Consider the following 16,031-nt stretch of genomic DNA (forward strand, 5'->3'; position numbering starts at 1 on the left):
GGTGACCTAACCACGGCCGGCTGTGTCGCCGTCGGTGCCCGGTCCCGCGTCGATGCGGTATCCGACGCCGGGCACGGTGGCGATCAGCCACGGCTCCCCGAGGCGCTTGCGCAGTGCCGAGACGGTGATGCGGACCGCGTTGGTGAACGGGTCGGCGTTCTCGTCCCACGCGCGTTCCAGCAGCTCTTCGGCGCTGACGACGCCGCCTTCAGCCCTGACCAGGACTTCGAGTACGGCGAACTGCTTGCGGGTCAGTGCGACGTAGCGGCCGTCGCGGTAGACCTCGCGGCGGAAGGGGTCCAGCCGCAGGCCCGCGATCTCCCGTACGGGCGGCCGGTGCTGGGGGCTCCTGCGGTCGAGCGCTCTTATCCTGAGGACGAGTTCGCGGAGTGCGAAGGGTTTCGTGAGGTAGTCGTCGGCGCCGAGTTCGAATCCGGAGACCTTGTCGTCGAGCCGGTCGGCGGCGGTGAGCATGAGGATCGGCGGGCCGCTGCCGGAGGCGACGATGCGTGCCGCGATCTCGTCGCCGGACGGGCCGGGGACGTCCCGGTCGAGCACGGCGATGTCATAGGTGTTGATGCTCAGCAGCGCCAGAGCGGTGTCGCCGTCGCCGGCGATGTCCGCCGCGATCGCCTCCAGGCGCAGCCCGTCGCGGACGGCCTCCGCCAGGTAGGGTTCGTCCTCCACGATCAACACGCGCATCCCGCGATGTTACGGGCCGGCGCATATCGTCGGCATATCGGAAACCGCATACGGGCTGGCAACACTGTTTCGCCTCGACTGGAGGCATGAACCCCAGCGCACCAATGCGAACAGCACCCCGCCGGAGCCCGAAGACGGTTCTCGTCATCCTGGCGGTCGTCATCGCCGGGATCGCCGCGTCCATCGGCTACCGTTCGCTGACCTCGTCATCGTCGTCGGCCTCGTCACCCGTCGACGTACTGTTCGGGATCTGGGGGGATGCGCCCGACGAGGCTGACGGGGTGATCCCCGACGGTGTGGTGGTGTCGGTGTTCGATGACCGGATCCCGGCGGTGGCGAACCTGGATCCGGATCTGCGCGATGCCCTTCACCGGGCGGCGACGGACGCCGCCGGGAGCGATGTCGTCTTCCGGGTCAACAGCGGATGGCGGTCGCCGGAATACCAGGAACAGCTGCTCCGGGAGGCTGTCTCCGTGTACGGCTCGGCGGAAGAGGCGGCCCGCTGGGTGGCCACGGCCGAGACCTCCGCCCATGTCTCGGGGGACGCGATCGACATCGGGCCGTTCGACGCCACGTATTGGCTGTCCCGGCACGGCGCCGGATACGGGCTGTGCCAGATCTACGGCAACGAGTCCTGGCATTTCGAACTGCGCCCGGAAGCAGTCGATCACGGCTGCCCACCCATGTATCCCGATCCCACCCACGACCCCAGGACGCGCCCGGATGCACCGCCTTTCGGCGGCCCGCTCTGAAGCCGATCCCGGACGGGGATCGGGGCGAACTCACCGGTACGGCCGCCGTGTCACGGATGTGGCGGCCGTACCGTGACGAGCACGAACTGCGGAAGTGGCGTCAGTAGTACATGAAGCTCGGGACCAGACCCGAGGACTGCGGCTGGGCGATGAGTTCGCCGGGGCCGATTCCGCCACCGTTCGCGACGGCGACCACGTCGTAGACCGAGCCGTAATTGCCCATCCAGTGCCATCCCGGGGCTGCCGCGTCGGCCCGGGCCGAGCATTTCTTCACGAGCGCGATCCCCTCCTCGACGGTGAGGATCTTTTCAGCGTCGGGCGCATTGCAGGTGGAGCTCGCCACGGCCGGCGCCGTCGAATGAGAGGCATTGGCGGTCGACGCGGACAAGACCGCCGATCCGATGAGCAGCGCGAGGGGAGCGGCCGCCAGGGTGGCAATTCGCTTCCGGTGCATTGTTGACCTCCAAGAGAATTGACAGGTGCCCGGGATCGGACACCAGAACCGAAGCTAGCCACGCCACGGTGACCCGTCGTGAGTAGCGCGGTACTCAATCCGTGCGACCAGGGTCCGCGCCCCCGGAGTTGGGACGCTGTCGTCCGGCGTTGCCGTCGATGTCTTCTTTGGCATCCAAGAACGTCAATGATGGCTACACTGGTGCCGCGACCAACGAGGTGTATTGCGGTGGGGGGCGGCATGGCGGTATCGCCCGGCGGTGACGGCCGACCTGACCCGGCTGCCGCGAGCACGGCGGCCGAGTTCGTGGAGGCCCTGCGGCGGTTGAAGAGCTGGTCCGGGGTCGGCTTCCGGCGGCTGGAGAGCCGCGCCGCCGCGGCCGGTCGGATGCTGCCACGCAGCACGGTGACGGCCGCCCTGGCGCGGGACACCCTTCCGCGGGAAGATCTCGTCATCGCGCTCGTGCGTACCTGCGGCGGCGACGACGAAGAGGTGCACCGCTGGGTGACCGCCCGGCGCCGTCTCGCCGCGCTGCGCCCGGCACCGGTGGCCGAACCCGCCCCCGGACCAGCCCCGGCCCGCTGCACCCTGCCCGCCGACCAGGCCGTGTTCGTGGGGCGGGACAAGGAGATCGAGCAGATCGTCAGCACGGTCGCCGACGCCGCCCGTGCCGGGGAAGTGGTCAGCATCCATGCCATCGACGGCATGGCCGGCGTCGGCAAGACCACCCTGGCGGTGCACGTCGCACACCGGCTCAAGGACCGGTTCGGCGACCGGCAGCTCTTCCTGAGCCTGCACGCCTACACCTCCGGCCGGCATCCCGCCGACCCCGCCGATCTGCTCGCGGACCTGCTGGCCGCCGACGGGGTGGACGCCCGGTTCCTGCCGCCGACCCTGGACGGGCGGGCCGCCCTGTGGCGCGACCGGATGAACGGCCGTCGTCTCCTGTTGGTCCTCGACGACGCCGCCAGCACCAACCAGGTCCTGCCGCTGCTTCCCGGGACGCCGGGCTGCCTGGTTCTGGTGACGTCACGCCGGATCCTGGCCGACCTTCCGGCGCCGGTGCCGATCGGGCTGGACGTGCTGTCCCCGGACGAGGCGGCCACGATGTTCGCCCGGCTGGCCGCGCGGGACGCCGGCCGGGAGGTCGCCGAACTGGTCCACGCCTGCGGACACCTCCCGCTGGCCATCTCCATCATGGCCAGCCTCTACCGGCGGCACCGATCGTGGACCATCGCCGAGCTGCGCCGGGAGATGCGGCAGGCGGCCGGCGGGCTGCTCACCCTGACCGCCGAACACCGCACGGTCGCCGCCGTGTTCGACCTTTCCTACCAACACCTTCCCGCCGGCCGGCAACGCCTGTTCCGGCTACTCGGCCTGCATCCAGGGGTCGAGTTCGACGGGTACGCGGTCGCGGCGCTCGCCGGCCTGCCGGTGCCCGAGGCCGGGCTGCACCTGGACGAGTTGCAGCGTGACCATCTGCTGGAGGAGCCCGCCTACCGCCGCTACCGGATGCACGACCTGGTCCGGTCGCACGCGGTCCATCTCACTACCGCCGCCGACCCGCCCGAGACACGCGCCGCGGCGACCGGGCGGCTGCTGGCCTACTACCGCGACGCGGCCGCCCTGGCGGTGTCGGTGACCGATCCCCACGAACGGCGCCGCCGCAAGACGACGCCGGCCGACAGCCCGTTGCCGGACCTGCCGGACGCCGGCCATGCCGGCCGATGGCTCAAGAACGAGCTGGCGAACCTGCTCACGGCCGCCGCGCACAGCGGGCCGGACCGGCCGGAACCGGCGTGGGAGATGTCGGTCCTGCTCCACCGGCATCTGCGCACCCACGGCCAATACCAGGAAGCGGAGAGCCTGCACCAGCACAGTCTGGACCTGGCTCGACTCGCGGGAAACCAGGAAGCGGAGACGGATGCCCTGATCGATCTCGGCTACGTCCACCGGGCCCAGGGCCGGCACGAACTCGCCGAGGAACACTACGGTCTGGCGTTGCGGATCGCGCGGCGGCGGGGCGACCGGTCCGGCGAACTCTACGCGCAGCACGGGCTCGGCCACGTCAACTGGATGCGCGGGAACAACGAGCGATCGGCCACCCACTATGGACGGTCACTGGCGGTCGCCGCCGAGATCGGGGACCGGGGAGGCGAGCTGGCCGCCCTCAACGGGCTGGGCCACGTCGGCATGCTCCTCGGTCAGTACGAGCAGGCCGAGAACCACTACCGGCGGGCGCTACGGATCGCCGGCGATCTCGGCGACCGGTCCGGCGAACTACAGGCATTGACCGGGCTCGGCGTCATCCGGCTGAAACTGGGCGAGCTCGAACAGGCCCTGCGCCACTACGGGGAGGCGTTGCGGATCGCGCAGGACTCGGGCAACCGCGCCGGCGAACTCTACGCGCTGCACGGGCTCGGCCACGTCCGCTGGCTACTCGGCCAGCACGAGCCGGCCGCCGGGCACCAGACCCGGGCACTGCGGATCGCGCAGGACATCGGCGACCGCACCGGCGAACTGCAGGCCCTGGTCGGCCTCGGGCACGCCCACCTGGCGCAGCACCGGTTCGCGCCGGCCGACGAGTGCTATGAACAGGCGCTGCGCAAGGGCCGCGAACTCGGCAGCGCCAACTGGCAGTTCGAGGCACTGCAGGGCCTGGGCCGGTTGCGGCAGGCGATGGGACAGCCCGCGGTGGCTCTCGTCCAGCACCGGCAGGCGTTGCGGCACGCGACCGGCCTCGGCCAGTTGCCGGATCAGGCGAGGGCACACGACGGCCTGGCCCACGCCTACCTCGCCATCGGTGATCGCGAACTGGCCGGAAAGCACTGGCAGGTGGCCCTGGACCTGCTCGCCAAGCTGGGCACCGACCACACCGACGACGCGCAGACCACCGGTCCGCGCATCCGCGCCCAACTCGGCGAGCTGCGGGGCGGCCGGTGACGACCACCCCGCAGCCGGCCGGGCTCACGGCACGAGGGTCACGTCGTAGTGCTGGAGTGCGCCGATCATCGGGTCGCCGGCCGGGCGCAGGAGTGGCGCGTACAGGACGGTTCTGAAACCCAACACCGGGGAGCCCGAAGGGGCGGCCGACGGGCACGTCGCCCGGTCCACGGCACTGTCCGTCGAGCCGCCGCCCACGATGATGCCGCGCCCCTGGAAGGACGGCCCGGCGAACACGGGACCGCCGCTGTCGCCGGGGCCCGCCGCGCAGCCGGCGTTGGCCCGGGCCCGGATCAGCGGGCCGACGGCGTCCGCGCAGCGGGCGCCGTTGACCCGGGCGAAGACGTTGACCGCCTCCACCGACAGATTCTCGTGCATGCCGGTCTCGGCTCCACTGGTGGTGACGCGCTCGCCGACGAAGTCGGATCCGGCGGTGACGCCGGTGTCTAGGCCGACGATCGCGCCGGCGGTCGAGTTCCACGCGCCGGTGTAGACGACGCCGGCCGCGCCCCCTGGCAGGTGGAGCAGCGTCGTGTCCCGGCAGTCGTGCGTACTTCCGGCCTCGACGCTGCCCGCCGGGTTCGGTAGGCCGGGGACGACGACGGTTCCGCCGCTGGGCCGGGTGCAGTGGCCCGCGCTGAGCATCAGGCGGGACGGCAGGGGCTGCCCAGCCCGCTTGACGGTGAACCCGGTGCTGCACCGTTGGCTGCCGATCGTGTACGCCGCTCCGCCCCAGAACAGCGGGCTGTCGCCCTGCCGGCCGGTCGCCTGGGGACGGGCGCCGGTCCGGACGGTCACCGGAACCCTGGCGGTGCTCAGGAGATCCCGCTGGCCCGCTTCCAGCGTGGTCCCCGTGACGGTCACGGTCAGGCCGCCGCCGTCGGCATCGGGCGCGGCCTCCGCGACCCGCTCGTCGCCGACGATCCGTCGAGCCTCGGCGGTCAGTTCCCGAAGGGTGTGCCGGGCGGGCCGGAACCGTACCGGCACCCCGGCGGTGGCCGCCTCCGCCAGGACGGCGGGTGGGACGGCGCCCTTCCAGTGCACCAGCAGTTCGCGGCGGAGCGGGTCGGCGACGATGCTCGGATTGCCGGCGTCGCCGGCGCGCAAAATCCGCTCGGCGGCCGCGTTGAGCCGGGTCTGTAGTTGGTACACCTCGGCCCAGGATGCGAAGCCGGCCGGGGCGGCCTGGGTGGTCGTCTGCGTCGTGACCGACGGCTGCGGCTTGGCGTGGGCCACCGCGGGTGTCGCCACCAGCAGGAGGGCCACGGCGGCGGACATGAACCGTGCGGGCTTGAGTCTCATTCGGTCTTTCCTGCCTTTCACGTTCCAGCTTGATCGGCTGTCGATGCCCGGGCGGGGCGCCGCGTTCACCCGATGCGGCGCCCCGCCACGGAGCCGTCAGTCCACGACGGTGATGGTGTAGCGGACGCCGCCGATCGGCAGCCGGTTCGGAGGCGGCGGGCAGGGGGCGCCGGTGGGGCTGCACGGGATCGCGACGGACGTCTTGCCCTGGGCGATCTCGACCCCGTAGATGCCGGCCGGTGTGCTGCTTCCGGCCGTGAAGCGGAGGTTGACCGTGACCCGTTCGACGGGGTCGAGTGGCAGTTCCTCAATCCTCGCGGTCGTCGACACCAGCTGGAGCTGGGTGGCCCCGACCTGTTGGATCCCGGTGCCCCGGCGGCCCGCCTGCTGCCAGCGCTGGAACAGGACCGGACCGAGGTCGACGACGATCTGCCCGCCGACGAGATGGAACGGTGTGCCGACCGGGTTGAAGATCAGGCTGGTGTGGGTGCGTACGAACTGGTTGCTGGCCATGGAGAACGACCGGTCCGCCGACTGGGACTTGCCGATCGCGATCGAGTTCACGTTGCGCTGGGCGACGTTGTTGTCGTTCGTCACGACCCTGTCATGGTCGGCCGGGAACGGTTTCAGTTCGTCTCCGTCGGCGTCCCAGAGCGCCGCGAGGCAGAAGTGGCCGGGACCCGGCACGTTGTCGAACTGGATCGGGACGCGGGTGACGCCACCGGCCGGTACCGCCACGTCCAGCTTGGTGGCAATGTTGATCCAGTCGGTGTTCCAGTTGGTGCCGCCGCCCGGCTTGGTGCGCCGCAGTTCGAGGGTGCCGACGGCATCGGTGGTTCCGGAGTTGGACAGTGTGATCCACACGTGGTAGCTGCCACCGATCAGCAGTTGGTCCTGGCTGGTCGGGCACTCCACGGGTGGCACCGTGGGCGTCCAGGCGCAGACCTTGATCGCCGGGCTCTGCCAGAACGGGGAGACGGTGGAGGGTTCGGCACCGTTGTCGCTGAGGGTGTCCTGGATGAACACCTCGGAGGTGGCGTGCAACCCGACGTCGGAGCCTGCCGCGGTCGCTCCCGAAACCGTGAGCAGCAGCGCCAATCCGCTCGCCACCAGCCCGGCCCCGGCCAGCCGCCGCGGTCGCGGGAAACTCTTCAACATCGACAGCTCCTTCCTGTAGAAACGGGCCTTCAGCGTGCGGCAGCAGGTGGACGGGCGGAGAGTGTCCGACCGGCCCGGGTCAGTCCCGGTCCACCGGTTGCAAGCGACAGTGGCCGGTGTCCGGGTACGAGTACCCCGGACACCGGCCACCGCGAGACGGACCCGCACCGCGGGCGCATCACATGGTCAGGAGCGGCCGCCCACTGTCGAGCGTGCGGCGGCGGCGACCAGCGCCTCGACGTCGGCGGCCGTCAGGCGGCCGTCGACCCGCAGGCCGTTCGCCTTGGCCGTGACGAACTCGACGTACTCCTGGTTGCCGCCCACGTCCGGTCCCTCGGGTAGAGGATGTCGGTGTACGCGCAGCCGTTGCCGAGATCACCGTTGGCGACCCCGCTGTTGACGTTGCCGAGCCAGATCTTCCACCGCTTGTCCGAGTCGGGGCAGGCGTCGGGCGTGATGGTGACGATGACGTTGCCGATCTCGGACCGGTTGCCGGCCAGGTCGATCGCCCGGAATTTCACCACGTGCCGGCCCGGGGCGCTGATGGTCAGCGGCGCCTTGTACCGGGTCCAGGCCTCCCCGTCGATGGCGTACTGGAGCACCCGGACGCCGGAGCCGCCCTCGTCGGCGCCGGTCAGGGTGACCGTCACCGGGGTGTGGTAGCTCCGGTTGTCGTCCCCGTTCGGTTCGTCCGGCGACAGCGTCGTCGCCGCCGCCGTCGGCGGGGTGGTGTCGGCCGGCGGCTCGACCTCGAGCGTGAGCACGGCCGGGTTGTGGTCGGCGGCCTTGTGCCCGTCGGTGCCGAACCGGTCGGCGTAGTCGGTGTTGATCGGCGCGTACCGGAAGTCGACCACCGTGTCGTCCAGCCCGTCGGTGACCAGCACGTGGTCCAGCGTCTGCAGGACGCCCTGGTAGTGCGAGCTGTACCAGAACTCCGCCGGGGCGCTGCCCCAGAGGTTGGTGAGCGTCGAACCGGTCTGCAGGTACTGGACGGATTCGGCGGCGTGGGCCGGCGCGCCGGGAAGGGCGCCGACGGCCGTGGCGGCCAGGGCCACGGCACAGGCGAGACCACGATGGACGGATCGCATCGCCAATGTCCTCCTGGGACGGTCGCGGGTCGAAACGTCGGGGACGTCGGCAGCCAAGCGCCAGCGCATGGCAGGGACGCGAACACCGCTCGGACGCCGACCGACAGGTGCGACACAACGACGCCGGCTTGAGATCAGTGCCGTACTCTTCCGCGAATCGACCGGTAACCCGCATAGGCGGCCATAACCCGCCCGGTGCCGGGCGGGTACTGTCCGTCGTCTTCGATGGCGAATGCGTTCATGGACCCGGTGGGGCCGCGCGGGTGCCCGGGGTGTCGCCGATCACCCGCGACCGCGCGTGGGGTGGACCGGCCACATCCCGGGCACCGCGACGCCCGCCGCTCCGGCTATGCGGGCAGTACCGGGCAGTCCCAGACCCGGTGCCGCCAGTTCCTGCGGTCGTGCAGCGCCACCCGGTCCGGCAGAGTCCCGAAGTCCAGCGTCCGCTCCTCGGTCCAGCCCTCGAACCGGTACTCGTCGGGGCCGACCCGGACCAGGAGGCACTCGACGCCCTCCGCCGTGCGCAGCAGCGGGCCGTCCGGACCGGCGGTCACCTCGGTACGCACCCCGTCGGTATCGCCGACCGGCGCGTCGGTGACGTGGGCGAGCAGGTCTTTGCCGAGCACGGCCGGCAGCAGGAACGGCCGGACCTCCAGCGCCGGATCCACGGGCTGGCGCGGCCGGTTGCTCACGTACGAGATCGATTCGAGATTCCCGCGGAACCGGTCGGGGAAGAGTCCGACCATCGCGTCGTTGACCATGCAGTCCACCACCAGGTGGATCCTGCGGCTGGACCCGCCGTTGCGCAGGTAGTGCGGCAGGGCGAAGTTGGCGTACCAGAGTTCGCCCGGGCGCCAGTGGTAGCTGCGGTCCTCGATGAACAGCAGCGCGTCCGGGTTGGTCACGATCGGGACGTGCAGTCGAAGCTGTCCGTAGCCGAAGCCGATGAACTCGTCCGTGTGCTCGTCGAGGCTGGCACCCGGGTCGAGCGCGAGCAGGCGGACGGCGCGCAGTTCCCCGGGGATGCGGTCGAGCAGTCGCGCGAACGCCGGCATCCGGGCCAGCGCCGGGGTCGGGGCGAATCGCACCGTCCCGGGTCCGCCCGGGTCGGTCCGGTCCGCCCGGCCACCGGGGCTGTGCAGCGGGAAGCAGGTCCAGCCGGCGGCGATCGGATCTCCGACCCGCCCGGCCGAATAGGGGCGTTGGTGGTCCCACGGCCCCTGGGCCATGGCGAGCAGGTCGTCTCGCAACGGTGCGGGGTCGATGTCGGTCGTGAGGCGTACGGCGGCTGCGTCGCCGCGCAGTGCCGGCGGAGGTGGCGGGAGTGCGGTCATTGGGCATCCTCGGTCTCGGGCCGGAAGACGCGACGGGGCGCTGCGGTCCCGACATGGGTCGGTCCGGCGGCGGTGATCGATTGGGCGCACGACGGTCCGGTGGTGGTCGACGGGCACGCAGATGGTGGTGACCGGGCGGCGTGCCGCCGCATGGCCATCTCGCACCCGCGGCGGCACGCCTGTTTCGATCAGTAGTAGTGACGCATGGCGAGGACCCCTCTCTGTCGATGGACAAGCGGGGCGGAAGGGGCGTCCCCTGACGCCCCGGATAACCCTTCGCTCCGTCGGCGCGTTGCACTGAGCGTCCCGAGGAGTTGCCGCCAGGGTTACCCTCGCGAGCGATGGGTGTCAATGCCGGTCGTCGTAGATTTTTCATGTTATGAACGACGAGCTGTTTACATTTGCCATCATCGATGGCGGGGTGAAGGATGCGGTTATCGCCATCGGGGATGTCCGCGTACTATCGCGACCCACCGACGCTCGAATCTGCCGATGTGGCGGCACGCCCGGGATCCACGGGTGCCACGCACGGGGACGGACGGATTTGCGGAGGCAGGAGATGAACATCATTGGCGAAGGGGTGCAGGATGCGGCCGGCGCCCCGGATGTCGCGGGCGGCGAACTCTTCGATCCGCTGTCGCCCGAATTCATCGACAATCCCTATCGGACCTACCGAGAAATGCGTTCGGTGGACCCGGTGCACTGGCACGCCGGGCTCTCGGCCTGGATCCTCACCACCTACCGCGACTGCCGGCGGGTCGTCGAGGACTCCACCACCTTCGCCGCCGACTACCGCCGGGCCGGGGTGCCGATGGAGCCCCAGACGATCACGGTCCAGACCCTCGACCCGCCGGACCAACTCCCCGTCCGCCGTCTGCTCGCCGAGGCGTTCCGGGCCCAACGAACACCGGCGATCCGGCGGGAACTGGTGCCGTTCGTCCGGGGCAAGCTCGCGGAACTCGCCCGCCGCGAGGAGTTCGACCTCGTCGCCGAGCTTGCGGTACCGCTCGCCACCTTCGCCATGAGTGGAGTGTTCGGCGGCGACCTGGCCCGTGGCGACGAGTTCCGTACGGCCTCGACAGCGGTGGTGCGAAGCATGATCGCCGGCGTTGCGCCGGAACGGGAACGGCCGGGGCTCGAAGCGCGGGCACTGCTCGCCGACCTGATCCGTACGGAGTACGAACGTGGGCCGACAACGGGCATCCTCGGCTTCCTGTATCGCGGGAACGCGCACCATGCCGTCGGGACCGACCTGTTGACCAATTCGCTGCGCGCGGTCCTGCTGGCCGGACTCAACACCGGGCAGCGCTTTCTCGGAAATTCCGTGCACGGCCTGCTTCAGCAGCCGGGAAGAGTGCGGGAATTCGCCGGGATGCCGGCACGCGAGCGGACCACCGCGCTGCATGAGCTTCTTCGCCACGACACTCCTTTCCAGGCGCAGGAGCGAATTGTCACCACAGACGCCCGGATAGGTGGACGTCAGGTCCGGCGCGGCGATCGGGTGGTAGTGCTGTTCGGGGCGGCGCACCGTGATCCGGCAGTTTTCGCCGAACCCGACGAACTCGTGCTCTCCCGTACACCGAATCCCCATTTCGGATTCGGTCGCGGCGTGCACGCCTGCCTGGGCGCGGCACTCGCCTTCGCGGAGGCGGACGTGCTGCTGTCCGAACTCGCGACCCACCCGGCGGTTCGGCTCGCGGCACCACCGGTGCGCGAGCCGAACCCGACGCTTCGCGGGCTCGCTACGCTACCGGTACGTCTCGGAACCGATGACTGAACCGCGCGCGGACTCACCCGCCGAAGGCATCCGCGAGCCGGTCCAACGCCTGCGCCAGCAGCGGGCGCGGCAGGGCGAAGTTGAACCGCGCGAAGCCTTCGGCGGCGAAGGGTTCGCCGTCGGAGAGTTGGACCCGGGCCCGGGCCAGCAACTCGGCGGCGGGCGCGGCGGCGAAGCGGGTCCGCCGCAGGTCCCACCAGGCCAGATAGGTGGCCTCCGGTGGCCGGCACCGGACGCCTGGCAGCCGCGGCAACGCGTCGAGCAGATCGGTGCGGCGGGCGGCGAGGTACCGCACTACGTCGTCCATCCACCGGTCGCCCTGCCGCCAGGCGGCCTCGGCGGCCACCGCGCCGAGCAGGCTGGCTGTCGCCCCACGGGTGTAGCGGCGATGGGAGATGGCCGCGTGCAGGTCGGCATTTGGCGCCACGGCCAGCGCGTGGCGCAGGCCGGCGGTGCCGAACGCCTTGCTGGTCGAGGTCAGCGTAACGGTTCTGGCCGCGACCGCGTCGCCGAGCGACGCCGTCGGCACGTGCCGCACGCCGGGCAGCGTCACGTCGGCGAAGACCTCGTCGCTGATCACCCACCCGTCATGCGCGGCCACCAGCTCCGTCAACTCCCGCAGTTCGTCCGCCGACCAGCACCGACCGGTCGGGTTGTGCGGCGAACAGAGCAGCAGCAGGCGCGCGCCGTCGCGCAGCGCGGCCGCGACGGCGCCCAGGTCGAACGCGTCCCGGCCAGATCCGTCGACGGTCAACGGCACCGGCAGTGGCCTACGGCCGAGGTCCCTTACGGCGAGCAGGAACGGCGGGTACGTGGGCACCGGCACGATCACCGGTTCACCTGCGGCGGTGAGCAGGTCGATGCAGGCGGCCATCGCCGCCACCACGTTGCCGTGCGCGCTGGCGTAGCTGACGTCCGGCTCCCAGCCGTACCGGCGGGCGGACCAGCGCGCCCAGGCGCGGGCGGGAGCGGCGTCCTCGTACGGATGCCCGAGGTCGTTGCTGTCGAGCGCCGCCCGTACGGCCGCCGCAACCGGCGGAGCGATCGGGAGATCCGGGTCGGCCACCCATGCGGGCAGGACGCCGGGCGCGGTCTCGCCCCACTTGGCACCGCGCTTGCGGCGCAACCGGGCCTCGGTCAGCGCGTCGGCCAGCGCCGCGAACTCCGAGGACCCGCTGGGGGAAGGAGCCGACAGTTGTCCGACCTGATGTTCCATGACTCGTCTCCCCGAGATCGTGACGAGGTGGCCGAGATGATCGATCCGGCCCCCCACATCAAGAAGACTATCGATGTCTTTCGGATCGTCAACGTCCCCGTGGACCGGCCCGACCGGGCACGACGACACGATGGGCCGGCGCGACGGGCGGGTACGCGCCGATGAGCCGGCCACGGACCGTCGACTGGGCCGCCGTCGCCGACGAACTGGAGCAACTCGCGCGGGTGCGGTCCGCGTGGCAGCGCGCTGCGGCCCGCTGGCTGGCGGAGTTGACGGCGGACTCACCGCCGCGCCGGATCCTGGACGTGGGATCGGGCCCCGGGGTGACCACCTGCCTACTGGCTCGGCAGTTTCCGGAGGCCGAGGTGCTCGCGGTCGACGTCCAGCCGGAACTGCTGGCCCGTGCTGCCGCCCTGGCCGGTCGCCTTGGCCTCGACGCGAGGGTCCGCACCCGGCGGCTCGACCTCAACGACGTCACCGAACTGCCCACCGCCGACCTCATCTGGGCGAGCAGCGTGGTGCACCACTTCGGCGACCAGGTCGCGATGCTCGCCCGGTTGGCAAGCAGGATCTCGCCCGGCGGTCTACTGGCGGTCGCCGAGGGCGGCCTGCCGAGCCGCTTCCTTCCCCGCGACACCGGGATCGGCCGGCCCGGACTGCAGGCCCGCCTTGACGCGCTCATGGAGGACTGGTTCACCGAACGGAGGCATGCCGCACCGGGCAGCGTGCGGCGCGTCGACGACTGGCTCGCCCTGCTCGCGGCGGCCGGCCTGCGGCCCCGCCGCAGCCGCACCTTCCTGGTCGACCTGCCCTCCCCGCTGGACGACGAGGCCCGCGACCACGTCCGTTCGATGCTCGCCCGGCTACGGGACCTGCTCGCCGACCGGATCGAGGCCGACGATCGGGCACAACTGGAACGGTTGCTCGACCCGCGCGCGGACGAGGGAGTGCTGCGCCGGCCGGACGTCTTCGTGCTCGCGGCCACGACCGTGCACATCGCACATACGCCCGCGACCCCGCCGCGGCCCCGGACGCCCGCCGCACGCGCGACGCCATGACCACCGGAACGACCCGACGACGGAGCGGACAGATGGAGAACACCCTCGAACCACCGGTCCATGCGGACACCGATCCGCGACAACTGCACCAGGACGCCGCCGGCCTCTTCGCGGACCTCGTCGCCGGTGTGGCGCCACGGCAGTGGACCGGCCCGACCGGCTGCCCGGACTGGGACGTACGCGGTCTCGTCAACCACGTCGTCAACGGCAACCTCCGGTTCCTGGCGATCGTCACGAACCGGCCCGTACCCGACCGCGACGAGTTCGTGCTCGGCGAGAACCCGCTCGCGGCGTTCCGCGGCACCCTCGCCCCGCTGGTCGCAGAGTTCGCCCGCGACGGCGTGCTCACCGGAGAGTTCGTCACCCCGGGCGGGCCGGAACCCGGCCGCCAACTGGTGCAGACCCGCTTCATCGAACTGCTCGTACACGGCTGGGACCTGGCCCGGGCCACCGGCCAGGACACCGAACTCGACCCGGCGCTCTGCCGGGCCTGCCTCGACATCCTGCGCCGCCGCCGGCTGCCGCGCGGCCCGGACCGGCCGTTCGCCGAGGAACGGCCCACCACCGGCGACCTTCACCCGGCCGACCGGCTGGCCGCGTTCGCCGGCCGCGCCGTCACGCCGATCCCGCAATCGGGGCGGTGACCGCGCCCCGCGCCAGACGCGGCTGGCCGATCACCGCCCGATCACCGGAAGGAGAAGACATGCGTTGGTCCACCCCCGTGACCGCGGCCGTTGCCGCCCTCGTCGTCACCGCCTCCGTCGCGGTCACGAGCCCGGCGTACGGGCGGCCGACCGTCCCGGCGGCCGGCTCCGGTCACCAGCTCGCCGACCGGTTGGAACGGGCCACCCGGGCAGCCGGCGCCCTGCGCCACCTCCGGGCCTGGCAGTCGGCTGCCGACGCGAACGGCGGGACACGCGCCGCCGACACCCCCGGGTTCGCCGCGTCGGCCGACTATCTCGTCCGGCGGCTGCGCCTCGCCGGGTACCGGGTAACCCGTCAGCCGGTGCCGTACGAGTACTACCGGATCGACACCGAGCGCGCGGTGGCGCTGACCACGCCACCCGAACCGCTGCGACTCCTCGCGATGACCTGGTCGCCGACGACACCGCCGGGCGGTGTCGAGGCACCGGTACGGGTGCTGCCCACCTCACGCGACGGCGTCGTCGACCCCACGCCGGGTTGCGAGCCAGCCGACTACGCCGGCCTGCCGGTCACCGGAACGGTTGTCGTGCTGCCGAGAGCGAGCTGTGGTTTCGTCGTACAGGAGCAGACCGCGGTGGCGCTCGGGGCGGTTGCGGTGCTGTTCTACATGCCGACCGTCCGGCCGGACAACATCTACCGGGCGTACCTGTTCGACCCCGCCGCGATCTCGGTGCCGGTCGCGACCATCACCCAGCGGGCGGCCGGGCAGCTCGCAGCGCGGACGGCGGGCAGCGAGGTCCGCGTCCGGCTGGAGATCACGGCCCACCGGGCACGAGCGGTCACCGAGAACATCCTGGCCGAGACGGCCGGCGGCCGTCCCGACCGGGTCGTCATGGCCGGCGCGCACCTGGACAGCGTGACCGAGTCCCCGGGCATCAACGACAACGCGGCCGCCGCCGCGGCCCTGCTGGAGACCGCGATCCGCCTGGCACCGCATCAGCGGGCGGTACGCAACAAGGTGCGGTTCGCCTGGTGGGGCGCGGAGGAACTGATCGAGGTGGGCTCCCTGCACTACCTGGCCCAGCTCGACGCCGAGCAGCGCCGACGGATCTCGCTGTACCTCAACTACGAACTCATCGCGTCTCCGAACTTCGGCCGCTTCATAGTCGACGGTGACGACGCCGAGCACCCCGGCGTCGGCGAGAAGCCGCCGCCACCGGGTTCCGGCGCCGTCGAGAAGGTCCTCACCGGCTACTACGGCAGCCGGGGACTGGCCTACGAGACCGTCGACCTGTACAGCATCGGGTCCGACCACTGGCCCTTCGCCGACGTCGGAATCCCGGTCGGCGGCATGGACGGCGGCACCTACCAGGCGAAGACCGCCGAGCAGGCGGCCCGGTACGGCGGCACGGCCGGCGAGATGTTCGACCGTTGCTACCACCAGCCCTGCGACGACCTGTCGAACCTCAACCTCGCCGAGTTCGACCGCAACTGCCGGGCGGTGGCGTGGGTCGTGGGCCGGTTCGCGACCGACGTCGAGGACGTGCTGGCGCAGCGTCACGACGCGTGAGCCGACCGGACGGACCGGGTGGGGGAGGGCGC

Annotated in this window: 13 protein-coding genes; 6 read left to right on the top strand and 7 right to left on the bottom strand. The window is 71.5% G+C overall.

The features are described 5' to 3' along the window. Nucleotides 1-6: 6 nt before the first annotated feature. Nucleotides 7-702 (bottom strand): response regulator transcription factor, encoded by a 696-nt coding sequence (locus tag QCD66_RS14835; protein ID WP_375734142.1) that lies wholly within the window; start codon nt 700-702, stop codon nt 7-9. Nucleotides 703-983: 281 nt separating this feature from the next. On the opposite strand from QCD66_RS14835, the gene QCD66_RS14840 reads away from it, so the two are divergent. Further along, entirely contained in the window at nt 984-1,454 is a 471-nt protein-coding gene (locus tag QCD66_RS14840) for a M15 family metallopeptidase (RefSeq protein ID WP_375734141.1), read from the top strand. Between the two features lie 100 nt (nt 1,455-1,554). On the opposite strand, the gene QCD66_RS14845 is transcribed toward QCD66_RS14840, so the two are convergent. Beyond that, nucleotides 1,555-1,908: a hypothetical protein gene (locus QCD66_RS14845; RefSeq protein ID WP_375734140.1), complete on the bottom strand. Its 354-nt coding sequence runs from the start codon at nt 1,906-1,908 to the stop codon at nt 1,555-1,557. Nucleotides 1,909-2,148: 240 nt separating this feature from the next. Between QCD66_RS14845 and QCD66_RS14850 the strand changes: the two genes are divergently transcribed. After that, nucleotides 2,149-4,851, top strand: coding sequence for a tetratricopeptide repeat protein (locus QCD66_RS14850; protein WP_375734139.1), 2,703 nt, complete (start codon nt 2,149-2,151; stop codon nt 4,849-4,851). A gap of 24 nt (nt 4,852-4,875) precedes the next feature. Here QCD66_RS14850 and QCD66_RS14855 read toward each other — a convergent pair whose 3' ends face one another. The 4 genes from QCD66_RS14855 to QCD66_RS14870 all read right to left on the bottom strand — a co-directional run bounded on the left by QCD66_RS14855 (nt 4,876) and on the right by QCD66_RS14870 (nt 9,733). Continuing rightward, a complete protein-coding gene (locus tag QCD66_RS14855) occupies nt 4,876-6,153 on the bottom strand; it encodes a hypothetical protein (protein ID WP_375734138.1) in 1,278 nt (425 codons plus the stop codon). A gap of 96 nt (nt 6,154-6,249) precedes the next feature. Next, nucleotides 6,250-7,311, bottom strand: a complete 1,062-nt coding sequence (locus QCD66_RS14860; protein ID WP_375734137.1) for a hypothetical protein — start codon at nt 7,309-7,311, stop codon at nt 6,250-6,252. Between the two features lie 251 nt (nt 7,312-7,562). Then, nucleotides 7,563-8,399: an OmpL47-type beta-barrel domain-containing protein gene (locus tag QCD66_RS14865; RefSeq protein WP_375734136.1), complete on the bottom strand. Its 837-nt coding sequence runs from the start codon at nt 8,397-8,399 to the stop codon at nt 7,563-7,565. A gap of 347 nt (nt 8,400-8,746) precedes the next feature. After that, nucleotides 8,747-9,733, bottom strand: a complete 987-nt coding sequence (locus QCD66_RS14870) for an aspartyl/asparaginyl beta-hydroxylase domain-containing protein (RefSeq protein WP_375734135.1) — start codon at nt 9,731-9,733, stop codon at nt 8,747-8,749. A 379-nt stretch (nt 9,734-10,112) separates the two neighbouring features. Here QCD66_RS14870 and QCD66_RS14875 point away from each other — a divergent pair, with 379 nt between their 5' ends. After that, on the top strand, nt 10,113-11,510 hold the full coding sequence (locus tag QCD66_RS14875) for a cytochrome P450 (RefSeq protein ID WP_375734134.1): 1,398 nt from the start codon (nt 10,113-10,115) through the stop codon (nt 11,508-11,510). A 13-nt stretch (nt 11,511-11,523) separates the two neighbouring features. Here the strand turns inward: QCD66_RS14875 and QCD66_RS14880 are convergent, their stop codons facing one another. After that, a complete protein-coding gene (locus tag QCD66_RS14880; RefSeq protein ID WP_364217061.1) occupies nt 11,524-12,726 on the bottom strand; it encodes an aminotransferase class I/II-fold pyridoxal phosphate-dependent enzyme in 1,203 nt (400 codons plus the stop codon). A gap of 161 nt (nt 12,727-12,887) precedes the next feature. On the opposite strand from QCD66_RS14880, the gene QCD66_RS14885 reads away from it, so the two are divergent. The 3 genes from QCD66_RS14885 to QCD66_RS14895 are packed head-to-tail and all read left to right on the top strand — an operon-like array spanning nt 12,888 to nt 15,999. Beyond that, on the top strand, nt 12,888-13,784 hold the full coding sequence (locus QCD66_RS14885; protein ID WP_364217058.1) for a class I SAM-dependent methyltransferase: 897 nt from the start codon (nt 12,888-12,890) through the stop codon (nt 13,782-13,784). Between the two features lie 32 nt (nt 13,785-13,816). Beyond that, nucleotides 13,817-14,428, top strand: a complete 612-nt coding sequence (locus tag QCD66_RS14890; RefSeq protein WP_375734133.1) for a TIGR03086 family metal-binding protein — start codon at nt 13,817-13,819, stop codon at nt 14,426-14,428. Between the two features lie 59 nt (nt 14,429-14,487). After that, nucleotides 14,488-15,999, top strand: a complete 1,512-nt coding sequence (locus QCD66_RS14895; protein WP_375734132.1) for a M28 family peptidase — start codon at nt 14,488-14,490, stop codon at nt 15,997-15,999. The last annotated feature ends 32 nt before the right edge of the window (nt 16,000-16,031 follow it).

The sequence above is a fragment of the Polymorphospora sp. A560 genome, from assembly GCF_045781765.1.
Taxonomy (GTDB): domain Bacteria; phylum Actinomycetota; class Actinomycetes; order Mycobacteriales; family Micromonosporaceae; genus Polymorphospora; species Polymorphospora lycopeni.

Coding starts and splice junctions, on each gene's coding strand:
- QCD66_RS14835 (WP_375734142.1), bottom strand. CDS start 702: ATGCGCGTGTTGATCGTGGAGGACGAACCCTACCTGGCGGAGGCCGTC.
- QCD66_RS14880 (WP_364217061.1), bottom strand. CDS start 12,726: ATGGAACATCAGGTCGGACAACTGTCGGCTCCTTCCCCCAGCGGGTCC.
- QCD66_RS14885 (WP_364217058.1), top strand. CDS start 12,888: ATGAGCCGGCCACGGACCGTCGACTGGGCCGCCGTCGCCGACGAACTG.
- QCD66_RS14855 (WP_375734138.1), bottom strand. CDS start 6,153: ATGAGACTCAAGCCCGCACGGTTCATGTCCGCCGCCGTGGCCCTCCTG.
- QCD66_RS14895 (WP_375734132.1), top strand. CDS start 14,488: ATGCGTTGGTCCACCCCCGTGACCGCGGCCGTTGCCGCCCTCGTCGTC.
- QCD66_RS14850 (WP_375734139.1), top strand. CDS start 2,149: ATGGCGGTATCGCCCGGCGGTGACGGCCGACCTGACCCGGCTGCCGCG.
- QCD66_RS14875 (WP_375734134.1), top strand. CDS start 10,113: ATGAACGACGAGCTGTTTACATTTGCCATCATCGATGGCGGGGTGAAG.
- QCD66_RS14870 (WP_375734135.1), bottom strand. CDS start 9,733: ATGACCGCACTCCCGCCACCTCCGCCGGCACTGCGCGGCGACGCAGCC.
- QCD66_RS14865 (WP_375734136.1), bottom strand. CDS start 8,399: ATGCGATCCGTCCATCGTGGTCTCGCCTGTGCCGTGGCCCTGGCCGCC.
- QCD66_RS14890 (WP_375734133.1), top strand. CDS start 13,817: ATGGAGAACACCCTCGAACCACCGGTCCATGCGGACACCGATCCGCGA.
- QCD66_RS14845 (WP_375734140.1), bottom strand. CDS start 1,908: ATGCACCGGAAGCGAATTGCCACCCTGGCGGCCGCTCCCCTCGCGCTG.
- QCD66_RS14860 (WP_375734137.1), bottom strand. CDS start 7,311: ATGTTGAAGAGTTTCCCGCGACCGCGGCGGCTGGCCGGGGCCGGGCTG.